Source organism: Terriglobales bacterium, from assembly GCA_035487355.1.
In the GTDB taxonomy this organism is placed as follows: domain Bacteria; phylum Acidobacteriota; class Terriglobia; order Terriglobales; family Acidobacteriaceae; genus QIAW01.
In genome coordinates this window covers 17,306-33,363 of the sequence record DATHMF010000006.1, presented here as the reverse complement: position 1 = coordinate 33,363, position 16,058 = coordinate 17,306, and the positions used below count along the sequence as shown (strand labels likewise).

The following is a 16,058-nucleotide window of genomic DNA, read 5'->3' as shown; positions in this document are numbered from 1 at the left end:
TTATGTTACTCTCCGATTACGCGATGGATGAGCGGCCTGGCTTTTTTCGGAGGAGCATCCTCAATCTTGTAGCTCTCTTCAATGAGAGGCTGCGCGCTCTCCAGACGCGCTGTCGAGTTGTAATAAATAGTGCAGAGCGGCTCATCGGCTGCGACCTGGTCGCCCACCTTTTTGTGAAGGATCATTCCCACCGCAGGATCAACTGAATCTTCTTTGCGTTCGCGGCCACCACCCAGAAGCACGCTGGCTGTTCCCAATTGTTCGCAAAGCATGGAAGTGACAAAGCCGGAAGCCGGACTCAGTATCTCGATCTGGTGCTCCGCCTGTGGCAGCAGCGTCGGGTCGTCAATCGCCGCGACATTGCCCCCTTGCAGTCCAACGATCTCGCGGAACTTTTCGTGCGCCAGGCCGGTAGAGATCATCTCTGCTGCAAGATTCTTTCCTTCATCCAGGGTTGCAACCCGTTTGGCAAGCAGAAACATTCGCGACGAAAGCAATAAACATAATTCACGAAGGTCGGCCGGTCCACCGCCATCCATGATTTCCAGGCACTCTACAACTTCCAGGGAATTGCCTATGGCTTGTCCGAGGGGCTGGTCCATGTCGGTAATTAAAGCAACGATTTTCTTCCCCAAACGTTCCCCGGTTTCGACCATCAGCTCGGCGAGGAATGCAGCATCCTGCTCTGATTTCATAAAGGCGCCGTTGCCGGTCTTCACATCCAGCACTAATGCATCAATTCCTTCCGCCATTTTCTTGCTCATGATGGAGGCACAAATCAGGTAAGGGCTCTCGACCGTGCCGGTCACGTCGCGCAAGGCATAGATCTTTTTGTCAGCCGGTGCAATCTCGCCCGTCTGCCCAGCCAGGGCACAGCCGCAAGAGGAAAGAACACGCCGGAAATCGGCAGCGGAAAGATTTACGTTGAAGCCGGCAATAGACTCGAGCTTGTCGAGCGTGCCGCCCGTGTGCCCCAGCCCACGTCCGCTGACCATGGGGACAAAGACGCCACCGGCAGCAACAATGGGCGCAATCACCAGAGAAGTCTTGTCGCCCACGCCGCCCGTGGAATGCTTATCAACCTTAGGGCCATCAAGCTCAGATAAGTCCAAGACCTCGCCCGAGTGCAGCATCACCGAAGTCAATGCCGCCAATTCAGCACGGGTCATGCCTCGCAGAACCACGGCCATGAGCCAGGCAGACATCTGGTAATCAGGAATCTGTCCTGCGGTATAGCCGATGACGAGGAATTCTATCTCCGATGGCTGTAGCTCAACGCCATCACGCTTCTTGCGGATCAGGTCAGTAACATGCATTCATGCATACCTTCTTCTATTGAATTGATGGCTATGGGGCCCCGAGTTCGCGCACAATCGCGACCGAAGCGGAAGCTCCCACTCGGTCTGCGCCGGCAGAAACCATCGCCTGAAAATCAGCCAGGGTGCGAATGCCGCCTGAAGCTTTGACCTTGGCGCGATCGCCCACCGTTTTGCGCATGAGCGCCACATCTTCCACGGTCGCTCCGCCGCCGGCAAATCCGGTGCTGGTTTTCACAAACTCGGCGCCAGCGGCCACGGCAAGCTCGCAGGCCTTGATTTTTTCCTCTTGCGTAAGCAGCGCCGTCTCAATAATCACCTTGAGGATTGCACGCTCTTGATGCACAGCATCGGAAACGGCATAGATATCCGCCTGGACTGTGGCATCGGCCCCCGACTTCAGCGCGCCAATATTAATGACCATATCCAGCTCGCGGGCGCCCCTCGCCAGTACCTCGAATGCTTCAAAGCGTTTGCAATCGGTCAGGGTTGCTCCCGAAGGAAATCCGATGACGGTGCAAACCTTCACTGCCGAATCCTGAAGAAGAGAACTGACCATCGGCACGTAGCAGGGTTGCACGCAGACACTGGCGAAGCCAAACTTCAGCGCTTCCTGGCAGAGCTGTGTGATCTGATTGGCTGTTGCCTCCGGTTTCAGCAGGGTGTGATCAATGAGTTTGGCGGCTGATTGCCAATCGCTCACAGTTGGCATGAAACTCTTCCTTTCGTTTCGGATCGGCACGTAGTGCTCAAGAATTTCTCCATTCGCATTTAAGTTTTAGCCAGAGCGTTGCAGTCAACTCTTTGGGAATTGGAAGCTTGAGGGTAACAGATCGGAGATGGTCAGCTCCTGGTAACCCGCCTCGGACTTAAACAGCACAATGGTGTCCATGCCAAACTCGGAAATTACCTGGCGGCACGCTCCACAGGGAGGGCACGGGACCTCCTTTTCATTGACCACGGCAACTGCGCGCAGCGCCAGTTTTCCTCCTGCAGAATTGGCAACCGCTGTGAAAATTGCGGATCGCTCGGCACAGATGGTCAATCCATAGGAGGCGTTCTCGACATTGCATCCGGTAAAGATCTTTCCCTCTTGGGTCAGGATTGCTGCCCCTACTTTGAATCCGGAGTACGGAGCATGGGCATGCCGGAGAATCTCGCGGGCTGATTGCAGAAGCAGATCATAGTCTTTGGTTGCAAGCTTAGACATAGGTTTGGGTGGAAGCAAAGAACAATTCTAATTGAACTCCCGTATGCAAGCGCGGCCAACCTGCAAAAGCAGGGAAGCCATAATCGCCTGTTATTCGTCCAACAGTGGTATTAGACTAGTTAACGGAGTATTTCTTAATTATCGGTAACGCTTTTAACACTCCCTTAGCATGCCGATGATATGTTTTGCGGTATTTGAACCAGGCATTTGGATCGGAGCGACAACTAGTGAAAATAAAGATCTGAATGTAATTTCGTTATTCCTGCCCAACCAAAACCATACGGAGGTAAACAATCATGGGTGCCACAGCTACAGCAACGCAGTTGAACGAGCATGTCCTTCAGTTCTTGTCCAAACCCAAAAAGATGCTGATTGATGGCAAGTGGGTTGACGCCACATCGGGAAAGACTTTTGCCACCCTCGACCCTTCGACCGAAGAAGCACTGGTACAAGTGGCCGAAGGGGATAAGCAAGATGTAGACCTGGCGGTAAAGGCAGCGCGCCGGGCATTTGAAAATGGTCCGTGGCGCAAAATGACGCCCTCCGAGCGCGGACGCGCGATCTGGAAGCTGGCGGACCTCATGGAGCAAAACCTCGAGCAATTTGCAGAACTCGAAACGCTGGATAACGGCAAGCCCATCGGCGTGGCGCGCGCGGCAGACGTCCCATTAGCGGTGGATTTGTTTCGTTACATGGCGGGTTGGGCCACGAAAGTAGAGGGCACAACCATACCAATTTCTGTGCCGTATACCCCGGGGGCAAAGTATTTCAGCTACACTCTGCGCGAGCCGGTAGGCGTGGTCGCTCAAATCATTCCGTGGAACTTCCCACTATTGATGGCTGCGTGGAAGCTTGGACCAGCTTTGGCAACCGGCTGTACTGTCGTACTCAAGCCGGCAGAGCAAACCCCGCTTTCTGCACTCTTGCTGGGTGAAATGGCGCTGCAAGCCGGGATTCCTGCCGGCGTATTGAACATCGTCACAGGGTTTGGTGAAACCGCCGGGGCCGCGCTGGCTGCTCATCCGGATGTTGATAAGGTTGCTTTCACAGGTTCAACCGAAGTCGGCAAGCTGGTGCTGCAAGCGGCTGCGGGCAATCTCAAGAAGGTTTCGCTGGAATTGGGAGGCAAATCGCCCAATGTCGTTTTCAGCGATGCCGATGTTGATACCGCGGTGAAAGGTGCGGCGAGCGCAATCTTCTTTAACCACGGGCAGTGTTGCTGCGCGGGATCGCGGCTCTACATAGAGAGCAATATTTTTGATCGCGTTGTCGAAGGCGTATCGCAACAGGCAAAGAAGATCCGCGTCGGAGCGGGCATGGATCCACAGACACAGATGGGGCCGCTGGTTTCCCACGAACAGTTACAGCGCGTTTGTGGATACCTGGAATCAGGCTTCTCGGAAGGAGCCAAGGCAACGACGGGCGGCAAGCGTTCCGGCAATAAAGGCTATTTTGTCGAGCCGACGGTGCTGGTCAACACGAATCCGAAGATGAAAGTCGTACAGGAAGAGATCTTTGGACCCGTAGTTACGGCGATTCCGTTCAAAGACGCTGATGACGTGGTGGCCACCGCCAATGACACGGTCTACGGACTCGCGGCCGGGATATGGACCAAAGACATCAGCAAAGCGCACCAACTTGCCGCAGAGCTGAAAGCAGGAACGGTGTGGATCAACTGCTACAACATCTTCGACGCGGCGCTGCCCTTCGGCGGGTATAAGCAATCGGGCTGGGGACGCGAAATGGGTAAGGATGTTCTCGAGCTATACACAGAAGTGAAAGCGGTTTGTACGCGCATAGGATGAAGAATCAGTTCCACAAAGTCCCGCAGGGCGGATTGCATTCTCTTCCGCTTTGCGGGACAGCACTTTTTGTAGCATTGTGCCGTACATTGTTTGTGCCCCTCCAAGTGGTTTCTCGATACTTCACTGCTTGCTGTCTTTCTGGGCCGTTGCTTCACCCGAGGCTGAGTCGTCGGTGAGAGAAAGCGCATATTTCTTGCCGGCAAAATCAATCTTGACCAGAGTAGCTGTGCCATCATCGTTCATGTGAACCTTGTACGTATTTCTACGTTCCACATTGCTCTGCTCGACCAAGTGCGCGGGTACAGTTGCTACCACCTTCCCTTTCGACAAGATGTTAAGCTCGACGCTGGGGCCGGCTCCATCCCACTTAAGCTGGTATTCGCCTGGGGCCAGTTTATGTCCGCTTACGGTTGCCGCTTCATACAATTGCAACGAAGCCTTGTCGGCTGCGAACGCGCTCGTAGCCACAAGCAAGGCCAGCGCTGGCAGCAGCTTCTTGGAAATTATCAATAGCTTCATATAAACCTTAACTCCCTTTTTTCCCCCTAAACGCGGGGACCCGGTTTGAGGCAGCCTTGAACTCGCCATCAAGACAGGAGGTCTGCCCCGAGGATGGCGTACATCGTTGGCGCGGAGTCTGCAACGCTTTTGCGTGCCCACCTGCTGCCTGACTGCAGGCACGAAACTCGCTGCGACTCTGTAAAACTGCTCTTCCAAACTTAGACGGGATGCACCTGGAAAAGTTATGAGCGAAAAACGATCTGTAGGACGGAAAGGGGCAGGACATTGATCGGGTATTTCGGGACGTTACACCACAGAGACACAGAGGCACAGAGAAAAACAGGGATTCTCAGAGAGTGCCTTTGCGGCGCAAAAAAACATGTTTCGCACGCAGGGGCCGAAAGCCCCAATTTCAATAGGGTGGGCGACGGCACAAGTGACCTCGCGCCCTGATACATGTCTCGAACCTGCCCTCCGAGTCGGATGTGAAAACAGCTCTAAAAGCCCAGCTTCAAGCCGAATTGAATCAGACGCGGATCATAAGCACTGGTAATCTTACCGAATGAGCCCCCGCTCGAGATGTTGCTGGGTGGCGGGATGAAGTTAGCGTGGTTGAAGAGGTTAAAGAACTCGGCGCGGAATTGCAGGTAAGTCCCTTCAAAGGGCAGCCGGAAATTCTTGTTCGCGGCAAAGTCCAACTGGTTGAAATTTGGACCGCGGGCGATGTTGCGACCAGCATTGCCGAAGGGTGTGCCGGTTGGTACGGCGAAGGCGGCACTATTCAAATAGGGAAGCCCACTCGCTGGGTTGAAGCCAGTGAGAACCGGAATTCCCGGAATCAGGTTGGGGCGGTAGTTATTGGCCCCGCGGAAGTCCTGCTGAATTCCCGAGACCTGCACGTTTGCTGAAGGGCTGTAGGTAATGGTGATGGGTTGGCCGCTATTGGCCTGATTGATAACGCTGATCTCCCATCCGCCAACAGCCTGATCGGCAAAGCCGGGCAATGAATTCAAAAATTTTCTGCTATGGCCGAAAGGAAGTTCATAAACCAGGCTGGTGGTGTTGGTCAGCGGTTGGTCATAGGCGGAGGTTGCACGCTCGGCCCTGAGATTATAGATATCCTGCGGGGCGGGGAAGTTGCCGAAAGGATTCTCCAGCGATCCCGATCCATTATCAATGGCGTGAGAGTAAGTAAAGGAGTTCAGTAAAGTAAGTCCGCCGGAATAGCGATGCTCAAAGCGTACTTGCAAGCTGTGATAATTCGCATCTCCACCATTGAAGGCGTAAGTGATATCGCCAAAAGCAGAAATGGGCCGGTTCTGGGCGAGGGTGCCGCTGTTATAAGGATGGGCCTGATTGAAATTGGCAAAGAGCAGCAATTTGGCGGCATGGTTGCCAACATAGGCGACGTCAATGATGGTGTTTTTGGCCAGTTCGCGTTGCACGGAAAGAAACCAGCTTTGAACGTAGCTGGTGCGGTAGTTCTTAGGAACGTAGGTGATGTTGGCGGTGAGCGGATTAAAGTTGCTGGGTGCAGTGATGCCCAAGGGATAGCCCTGATCGGTGGTCAGGAAAGTCGCAGCGCGAGGGTTGGTTTGGTTGACCACGGCATTGATCACCTGCGGGCCATTGATGGGAAGCAGATTTCCAGCACCGGCGCGGTTGTAATGAATGTAACTGACGCCGTAGCCTCCGCGAATTGACATCTTATTGGTCGGAGCGAAGGCAAAGCCAAAGCGTGGGGCGAAGTCGTTGCGATCAGGATTGACCAGGGCACGGTCGGTAATGCCTCCATCTTTGGCCGAGATCATGCTGAGCGAAGCAGGATCGAAGTTCGTCAGATGGTTGTTTTTCTCGTAATAGGGAGTGGCGTATTCATAGCGCAGCCCGAGATTGAGCGTCAGCCGGTCGGTTACCTTCCAATCATCCTGGATATATGTGTAGTGCTGTTGCTGGCGCAAGTGGGCGATAAAAAATGTGCTTAACGCATATTGAGCGCGCGCACCGAAGAGAAAATCGGCAAAATTATAAATAGGACCATTTGCAATCGCAGTCAGCCCGCCTTGTGCTCCGGTGGGGTAGCGGCTGAAGCCGCCAGTATAAGAGTCACGTCCGTAGAGCGGATTTACGTCTTGAACCGTGGTCCCGATCCACTGATATTCGTATCCAAACTTTATGGAATGCCGTTTATGAAAGATCGAATAGTTGATCTTGGGGTTGTAGACCAGAGGATATTGCCATTGCGGATTGGTCGCCTGTCTACCCAGATCGGAGAACCCTGAGATCAACTCGGTTGGAACGCCACCAGTGATGCGCGGGTCCGTGGGCAATCCGGGAATTCCAAAAAGGCTCTGCGCGCTCGGCAGACCGAGCGCCAGCGGAAATTTTCCGCCTTGAGTGCGAGAAATTCCAAAGCGGGCTTCCAGTAATTGTGTCGCGCTGCGCGCCCAGGTAAATCCGGTGGCGATCTGCTGGTTCAAAATTCTGGTATTGCCATTGCCGGCCCCGCCTGAAGGTAAGGGAATCGGAGGGTTATCCACCAGATTGGCTTTGCGCTGGCTCAAGCGCAGAAATCCATTGATCTTCTCGTTGAATTGATAATCGAACTTGGCGTCGTACTTGTCAGTGTGGTTTGTGAAACGCTGAGTGATGACGTAATTGTTCGATGCAGCGGAATTGGTAGGCTGAGGAAGCGCAGCCAAAACGCTTTGCGCAAAGGGCGATATCGCACTGGCTGGAACCTGTGTGCCGGCTGGGTAGAGTACCCCGGTAAGTGGATTGTAAACATTCTTGTTAAGAATGCCGGAGCGTTGCGCCAGTGTGGGTATCGTGGAGGTAGAGACGATTCCTCTACTCTGCCGGAAACCTTCGTAATCCACAAAGTAGAAGGCCTTTTGTTGGATGATTGGACCGCCAAAGGTAAACCCGAACTGGTTGCGATTGAACTGCGGCTTTCTTCCATCCGGGGGCTTGGGAAACGGGAAAGCATTAACAGCGTTGTTGCGCAGAAACTCATACACCGTGCCGTGAATATGGTTGCCGCCGCTGGCGTAAGCGACATTGATGGTCGCTCCGCCGGCACGCCCGTACTCGGCGCTTTCATTGTTTGTAACTACCTGGAATTCGGCCAGTGCGTCAGGCGAAGGCTGGACCACCTGATTGGAAAAACCCTGGTTGCTGGTTCCGTAGGCGTTGTTATCGAGTCCATCGAGAAGATAGTTATTGAAGGTGCTGCGCAGGCCATTGACGTTGAACGAACCCTCGCGGTTGGTCGAGACGCTGCCGGTTCCTACCGCCGATTGCCGCACTCCGCTGGTGAGCAGAACGAGCTGCGAATATTCGCGTCCATTGAGCGGCAATTCCACAGCCTGAGTTTTGGAGACGATCTGTCCGCGTTGGCTGGAATCAGTTTCAACTAAACTCACGGCATCATTGACTTCGACCGACTCTGTCGCTTGTGCTGGTGAGAGCGTAAGATCAACCCGCTGGCGGGCACTCACATTGACGACGACATCATCGGCGATTGCCTTGGCGAATCCTTGCTTTTCCACAACGATTTTGTACCGGCCAACACGCACGGAGGGAAATTCGTACTGCCCAGCATCGGTCGTGGTGCTTTGGGCGCTGATTCCAGTTTCCAGATTGGTGAGCGTGACGTTCGCGCCCGATACCAGAGCACCCGTGCTATCCCGCACTGCTCCCAAGACGCTTGCGGAGTCAAATTGAGCAAAGAGCACGCTGCTCGAAAGAAGTATTACCAACGAAAGAAACAAAAACCGCCTCATGTTCGCATCCCCTTAAATTTAATGATGAGTAAGCGATATGCTAAATAATCAGCCAGAGGCATTCGATGAACGGACAGTTAAAAAATAATGAAAGCTGGGTTAATACGTAATCTCACTGTGGAAAAGAGCGGCAGCTTCTTCTGATTTTGAAATTTACCAAATATTTACATGCAAATTCATTCACTGTTAACACAGAATTTGATATTGTCTACGAGCATTGATAGTAGCTCCTAACATGCAGGCCAGCCGCCTGCAACAAATCATGTAGTTTGCTGTCGCCATTGCAGTCAAATCTTAACCAGCTTGTCCGGAGGGTTTGATGTATCTACGTACGCGCGTATTTTTCCTGATTGCAGTTCTTCTCATCGTAGTTTCGGCTTCCAGCAATGTTCTCGCCCAATGCGGCGTTGAGCGCTGGTCGGTCAAAACGGGCACGGATGCTGATGCTGGATCGGTGAACCTGAGTTCTCCAACCAGCACAACGGTCACCAACCTGCGGGCGTTCACTACGCCCAATCCGATTCCACCAAACAATCGCGTCGCCCCGGCCGAGACCACTGAGTGGACCTTGGATGCTACCTTGACGCTTTACAAGCTGGAAAGTGACTCCGATTACCATCTGGTCATGCAGGATGCTTCCGGCAACACCATGGTTACGGAGATACCGTCGCCCACGTGCGTTGGCTCCGGCAGCCCATTTTTTGCCGGCATTCAAAATGCGCGCTCCGAATTTGACGCCAGATTGACCGCTACCACAAGCTTTCAAACAGCCAACATTCCCGTACGAATCAAAGGCGTGGGAATGTTCGACTTTCCGCACGGGCAAACCGGCGCGGCACCCAACCAAATTGAAATCCACCCGATCCTGGACATTATTTTTAATCCGGGTGCGGGAACGCCAGACTACACTCTGAGCGCTTCTCCTACGAGCTTGTCTGTGACCCAGGGCAGTTCGGGCAGTACCAGCATTTCAACTGCTGTGAGCGGCGGTTTCAATTCGGCGATTTCATTATCGGTTTCAGGCCTGCCTTCGGGAGTGACTGCCAGCTTTAACCCAAGTTCAATCGCAGCGCCCGGTAGCGGAAGCTCGACGCTGACATTTTCCGCCAGCGGTACAGCGACAACCGGCACGGTTAACGCAATTGTGACCGCCAGCGGCGCTGGCGTTACTCACACTACGACTGTGGCTCTCACCATTAGTCCTGCTGCATCACCCAACTTCACCTTGAGTGCATCACCTGCCAGCTTGTCGGTTACACAGGGCGGTTCGGGCAACACGACTATTTCAACATCAGTCAGTGGTGGTTTCAATTCGGCTGTGTCGCTCTCCGCTTCCGGCTTACCTACAGGCGTGACAGCCAGCTTTAACCCGGCTTCGATCGCCGCGCCCGGCAGTGGCAGCTCAACACTCACATTTACTGCCAGCAGCACGGCAACCATCGGGACATCGAATATAACCGTGACTGCTAGCGGTGGCGGCGTTACTCATACCACGACCATATCCTTAACGATTCCCCAAACAAACGTTTTGGGCATCACTCCGCCTGATCACGTAATAATTGTTATGGAGGAGAACCATTCGTTCTCGTCTATCATCGGTTCATCTTCGGCTCCTTATATCAACAGCCTTGCGCAACAGGGCGCCTTGTTTACCCAATCGTTTGCCATTGAGCATCCCAGCCAGCCCAATTACCTGGACCTGTTTTCAGGATCGAACCAAGGCATTACCGATGATTCCTGCCCGCATACTTTTTCAGGAGAGAACTTGGGCAGCGAACTGACAGCGGCAGGACTTTCTTTCACAGGCTTCTCCGAAGACCTGCCCTCCGCGGGGTCCACGGTGTGCACATCCGGGGCCTATGCTCGCAAACATTCTCCCTGGATCAATTTCAGCAACGTTGCTACCAGCGCGAACCAACCGTTCACCAGCTTTCCCACGGACCTCACGACACTGCCAACACTTTCGTTCGTGATCCCCAACCTCAATGACGACATGCACGATGGCACCATCGCCCAGGGCGATACATGGTTGCAACAGCACATTAATGGTTACGTTCAGTTTGCGCAGACCCACAACAGCCTTCTGATTGTGACTTGGGATGAAGACGACAACTCCAGCAGCAACCAGATTCCGACAATCTTCATCGGTCCGATGGTGAAGCAAGGGCAGTTCAGCGAGACCGTCAATCACTTCAATATTCTGCGCACTCTTGAGGATTTATACGGCCTGACCCACGTGGGCAGCGCGGCCACGGCCACGCCGATCTCCGATGTGTGGAAGCAGGCAACAGCCGACTTCAGCGTATCGGCGTCGCCGGCTTCGGTGAGTGTTACTCAAGGCAGCTCGGTCAGCAGCACGGTTTCGACTACAGTCAGCGGCGGTTTCAACTCTGCCGTGTCACTGTCAGCCTCAGGCCTGCCTTCAGGCGTAACTGCCAGCTTCAGTCCAAGTTCGATAGCTGCACCTGGCAGCGGAAGCTCGACGCTTACATTCACTGCCAGCAGCACGGCGACGACTGGCACAGTGAATGTGACGGTCACCGCGAGCGGAGGTGGTGTGACTCACACTACTACCGTTTCTTTGACTGTGAACGCGCCAGCCGATTTCACCGTAAGCGCATCGCCAGCGAGCCTCTCGGTGGTTCAAGGCAGCTCGGGTAGCAGCACGATTTCAACTACAGTGAGTGGCGGCTTCAATTCTGCTGTTTCACTGTCGGCCTCTGGCTTGCCTTCGGGGGTGACTGCCAGCTTCAATCCAACTTCAATTGCGGCTCCTGGCAGCGGAAGCTCGACGCTTACATTCACCGCCAGCAGTACTGCGACGACCGGCACTGTGAGCGTGACGGTGACGGCAAGTGGTGGTGGAGTGACTCACACCACAACTGTATCGTTGACTATTACTTCCGCCGCAACGCCCGACTTCACGGTCAGCGCTTCTCCTACCAGCGTCTCGGTGGTTCAGGGCAGTTCAGGCAGCAGCACGGTTTCAACTACAGTCAGCGGCGGCTTCAACTCTGCTGTGTCACTCTCTGCTTCTGGCTTGCCTTCGGGTGTGACTGCCAGCTTCAATCCAACTTCGATTGCGGCCCCCGGCAGTGGAAGCTCGACGCTTACATTTACTGCCAGCAGCACGGCTACGACCGGCACCGTTAACGTGACGGTGACGGCGAGTGGCGGTGGCGTGACTCACACTACAACCGTCTCACTGACTGTTACGGCTGCCGCAACGCCTGACTTCACTGTCAGCGCTTCGCCCACCAGCGTCTCGGTGGTTCAGGGCAGTTCGGGCACTAGCTCGATTTCAACTACAGTCAGTGGTGGCTTCAACTCTGCCGTGTCACTGTCTGCCTCCGGTTTGCCTTCAGGTGTAACTGCCAGCTTTAGCCCGACTTCGATTGCGGCTCCTGGTAGCGGAAGCTCAACGCTCACATTTACCGCCAGCAGCACAGCGACGACTGGCACTGTCAGCGTGACGGTGACTGCGAGTGGTGGCGGCGTGACTCACACCACAACCGTCTCACTGACTGTTACAGCTTCGGGTGGTGGCGGAACAACACAGATCCTCGGTAATCCGGGATTTGAAAATGGATCTTCCAATCCTGCGCCCTGGACTGTGACTACAACTCAATCGACAAACAGGGTGATTAACAGCACCAGCACAGAACCGCCTCATTCCGGCACATGGGACGCCTGGCTCGACGGTCATGGCTCGACTACGACCGATACGCTGATGCAGCAAGTCAGCATCCCGTCCAATGCAACGGCGGCTTCTTTAAGCTTCTTCCTGCACATTGATACTGCTGAAACCAGCACGACTCGGGCTTTTGACACACTGACCGTACAGGTGCGCAATAGCTCAGGCACAGTGCTGTCAACGCTGGCAACGTACTCCAACTTGAACCATGCCAGCGGCTATCAGCAGAAGACATTTGACTTGAGTTCCTTCAAAGGCCAGACCATCCAGATCTTCCTGCAAGGCAAAGAAGATTTCACCTTGCAAACCTCATTCGTAGTGGATGACTTCGCCTTGAACGTCACCACACCCGGGCCTCCGGACACGACGCCTCCAACCACTTCCATCACAGCTCCCGCTAATGGCGCTACCGTCTCGGGAGCGGTTACCATCAACGCGACCGCCTCCGATGACGTGGGCGTTACCCAGATACAGATTCTGATTGATGGGACGGTAGCAGCTTCAAACACCAACTCCACATCGCTATCGTTTAACTGGTCTACGACATCGGTTGCCAACGGTTCGCACACCATCGTTTCCAAGGCCTTCGATGCGGCGGGGAACGTTGGGACTTCATCCACGGTAACCGTGACTGTTTCCAACTCGGGTGGCACCATAACGGAACTCATCGGCAATGGTGGCTTCGAGAACGGCTCCACGAATCCTGCACCCTGGACGGCCACCACTGGCGTGATCAACAATTCCAGCAGCGAACCACCGCACACTGGAAGCTGGGACGCATGGTTGGATGGCTATGGAACAACCCACACAGATACCCTGGCGCAGCAAGTCACAATCCCAGCCAATGCCACGGCCGCAAGCCTGACCTTCTGGCTGCACATTGATACCGCTGAGACCAGCACAACTACAGCCTTCGATACGCTGAACGTCCAAGTGCTGAATTCTTCCGGCACCGTGCTGTCAACGCTCGCAACGTTCTCTAACCTGAATGCGGCTGCGGGGTATCAGCAGCAAACTTTCGACGTCAGCTCTTTCAAAGGGCAGACAATTCAGATCTTCTTTAAGGGCGTGGAAGACAGTACGCTGCAAACTTCATTTGTCGTAGATGACGTTTCGCTCAAAGTGACACAATAAGGTTTCACAACAGGGAGAAAACCATGAACCGATTTGCAATTCTTATTCTTCTCTTCGCAAGCTGTGCAACCCCATGGCTGGTGGCGCAGCAATCGGGCGCAGCGATTGACCGGCCTGCTGAACCAAATTTTGTTTTTGATGACGACGGCGGCAAAGTCCAAACTGTTCCTAAAGAAGAACCAACTGCTGCTTCACCCACCCCGAAGAAATACCACGGCGGAGCGATGATGAAATCTGTTCAACAGGTGAGCATTTTTCTAGGCAGCCGTTGGGCCGAGGGTGGAGTGCGGGCACGCGAGGCAGGGCTCTCTGACCTGCTGGCCAACAACAGCTCCAGCTCAAACAGCTCAGCTTTGAACGATCTGCAAAGCTACCAAATCAAAGCTTTTCGAGCTGCTCCGAGTGTGGATGATTTCAGTGTTCTCAGCACCGTCAACGATCTTGCGATCCAGCACAAGCTGGTGGAGTTGCTGGCGAACAAATCCATACCTGCGCCCAATGACAGTACGGTTTATGTGGTCTACCTCGCTCCGGGAGTGAATTCCACCATCGGTGGCTCCAAAGGCGGTGTAGATTACCTGGCCTACCATAACATCGTGCATGTTGCAGCCGGCGCGCTTCGCTACGTTGTGGTGCCGTTTGATGCAGACGCAGCAACCCATCGAGCTGCTGCGGCGCGCGCCTACGCTGAAACGGCTGAGAATCCGAACGGAATAGACGGCTTGTACTAAGCGTTTTATGCGAGGGCCCCGCAACGCTAAATACGCTTGCGGGGCCAGTCTGTGAACCGCCCTCTGGTTCGCGCGATCCCGCGCTGTTGTTACCCTCGCAAAGCCCACGATTAATTCAAAAGTGTGCAAAATTGAACAGTCACCGGCAGGACAAAGAATTACACTCCACTTCCGGGAGGGAGAAATGCGCGTGGGCTTCCAAATAGACTGGCCGCTGGTACAAGGCTTTGAGCGCTCGTTCCTCCTCTTTCAGCGAACCTATGAAAATACATCTCGTCAATCCCAGCGATACTTCCTTCGGAACTGCGGTCATAACACCCCGATGGCTCTACGTCCTTGCCGGCGCAACTCCAGCCTCCTTTGGGGATCCCGAAATCTGTGATGAAACTTTAGAACATCTGGATCCTTTGCGCGTTCAAAAGGGCGACGTGGTTGGCATAGGAATCCACACTGGCAATGCCCTGCGAGGTTACGCGATTGGGCGCATCGCACGGGAACGGGGGGCATGGGTCATCTTTGGAGGCATTCAAGCCAGTCTCTATCCAGATGAAGCCTTTGAGCACGGGTGCGCCGATGCTGTGGTGACAGGCGATGGAGATATCGCCTGGGGACGAGCGCTGGAGGACTGCCGTAAGGGCGCCCCGGAGAGAATCTATTCCGGCGGACAAATCCAGGCAGACGAGTTCAAGCCGGCGCGATGGGACCTGCTGCCGCCCGATAGCTATATGTGGGCGTCGGTGCAGACCGTCCGCGGCTGTCCTAAGCATTGTTCGTTTTGCTCCGTCTGGCGCACGGACGGCCAGCAGCCACGCCAGCGTACATCCGACATCATCATTGAAGAAATCGTGCAATTGCGGCGCCGAGGCTTCCGTTTTGTCGCCTTGGCCGATGACAACTTTTACCCCGTATCGCTCACCGACATCAGGTTGGCCGAACGGCAAAACAATCAGCATAAACTTGCTGAGTTGCACTCCATTCGGGACGAGAGATTTGAGTTGATGGCCCGTCTCGCCGAATTGCCAAAGGACATGACCTTCTTTACCCAAATCACCATGGAGGCAGCGGAAGATCCCCGGTACTTGGACGCTATGCGGGCTGCCCGAATCAGGGGTGCGCTGGTGGGCGTAGAAGCTGTTACCGCAGAGGGATTAAAGGCTGTCTATAAGGATTTCAACTGCTCGGGAGAGAATCTCGCCCGCCAGCTCCAAATCTTCCGCGACCACGGTGTGCATGTTCTTGGCTCGTTCATTTTCGGGCTGCCAACCGATCGCGAAGACACCTTCGATGCAACATTATATTTGGCGCACAAGGCGGGACTGACCTTCGCACAGTTCGTGATGCTCACACCTTTTCCCGGCACCGTGGATTTCGAACGCTGGGAAAAGGGGCAAGGCGATGCGCGGACGATTTCCGGCATTCCGCTCACCCGATACTGGCTGATCCCGCCGGAACTCAGACCAAAGATGTTCATGCCGCACCCCACCATGAGCTCTGAAGAGCTAAGGCAACGAACCCAGAATGTTTGGGACCGCTTCTATAGCATAGGATCCATTTGGCAACGCTCGAGATGCACTCCCACGATCAGGGCGCGTCTGGCCTTCCTATTCATCTCCAAACTCTATCGGCAGATGTATGCCAGTACTGGGATTACGACCGACAGTGCGCGGAGAAGTAAAGCAAACCGCTGGGCTCGCTGGCTGGCTAAGCCCTGTCGGCGTCTATTCCAGGGCAGACCGATGCCCGAATTGGAAGTGCCGCGGAGAAGGATCACCAGTGCGAGTCCGTTGAACAAGTTCGTACAACTCCAGGCGGCGGCCAACTCGTCCCGTTTGAATCGCGGAGAACAACGCTGAGCCGCGCGACTTTGCCGCTCTGGAGGTGC

At 54.5% G+C, this 16,058-nt stretch carries 9 protein-coding genes; 4 read left to right on the top strand and 5 right to left on the bottom strand.

Annotation, left to right across the window (positions count from 1 at the left end; all coding sequences use genetic code 11):
• Window positions 1-5: 5 nt before the first annotated feature.
• The 3 genes from VK738_00820 to VK738_00810 form a co-directional block, all read right to left on the bottom strand.
• Window positions 6-1,316 (bottom strand): thymidine phosphorylase, encoded by a 1,311-nt coding sequence (locus VK738_00820; GenBank protein ID HTD21173.1) that lies wholly within the window; start codon window positions 1,314-1,316, stop codon window positions 6-8.
• A 31-nt stretch (window positions 1,317-1,347) separates the two neighbouring features.
• Entirely contained in the window at window positions 1,348-2,028 is a 681-nt protein-coding gene (deoC, locus tag VK738_00815; protein ID HTD21172.1) for a deoxyribose-phosphate aldolase, read from the bottom strand.
• An 84-nt stretch (window positions 2,029-2,112) separates the two neighbouring features.
• A complete protein-coding gene (locus VK738_00810) occupies window positions 2,113-2,526 on the bottom strand; it encodes a cytidine deaminase (GenBank protein ID HTD21171.1) in 414 nt (137 codons plus the stop codon).
• Window positions 2,527-2,822: 296 nt separating this feature from the next.
• Between VK738_00810 and VK738_00805 the strand changes: the two genes are divergently transcribed.
• A complete protein-coding gene (locus VK738_00805) occupies window positions 2,823-4,331 on the top strand; it encodes an aldehyde dehydrogenase family protein (GenBank protein HTD21170.1) in 1,509 nt (502 codons plus the stop codon).
• A 120-nt stretch (window positions 4,332-4,451) separates the two neighbouring features.
• On the opposite strand, the gene VK738_00800 is transcribed toward VK738_00805, so the two are convergent.
• Both VK738_00800 and VK738_00795 read right to left on the bottom strand, forming a co-directional pair.
• On the bottom strand, window positions 4,452-4,850 hold the full coding sequence (locus VK738_00800; GenBank protein HTD21169.1) for a hypothetical protein: 399 nt from the start codon (window positions 4,848-4,850) through the stop codon (window positions 4,452-4,454).
• Window positions 4,851-5,329: 479 nt separating this feature from the next.
• Window positions 5,330-8,617, bottom strand: a complete 3,288-nt coding sequence (locus tag VK738_00795) for a TonB-dependent receptor (GenBank protein ID HTD21168.1) — start codon at window positions 8,615-8,617, stop codon at window positions 5,330-5,332.
• Between the two features lie 319 nt (window positions 8,618-8,936).
• Here VK738_00795 and VK738_00790 point away from each other — a divergent pair, with 319 nt between their 5' ends.
• The 3 genes from VK738_00790 (at window position 8,937) to VK738_00780 (ending at window position 16,029) form a co-directional block, all read left to right on the top strand.
• A complete protein-coding gene (locus VK738_00790) occupies window positions 8,937-13,445 on the top strand; it encodes an alkaline phosphatase family protein (protein HTD21167.1) in 4,509 nt (1,502 codons plus the stop codon).
• Between the two features lie 23 nt (window positions 13,446-13,468).
• Entirely contained in the window at window positions 13,469-14,176 is a 708-nt protein-coding gene (locus tag VK738_00785) for a hypothetical protein (protein HTD21166.1), read from the top strand.
• 260 nt (window positions 14,177-14,436) lie between these two features.
• Window positions 14,437-16,029 (top strand): radical SAM protein, encoded by a 1,593-nt coding sequence (locus tag VK738_00780; protein HTD21165.1) that lies wholly within the window; start codon window positions 14,437-14,439, stop codon window positions 16,027-16,029.
• Window positions 16,030-16,058 lie beyond the last annotated feature (29 nt).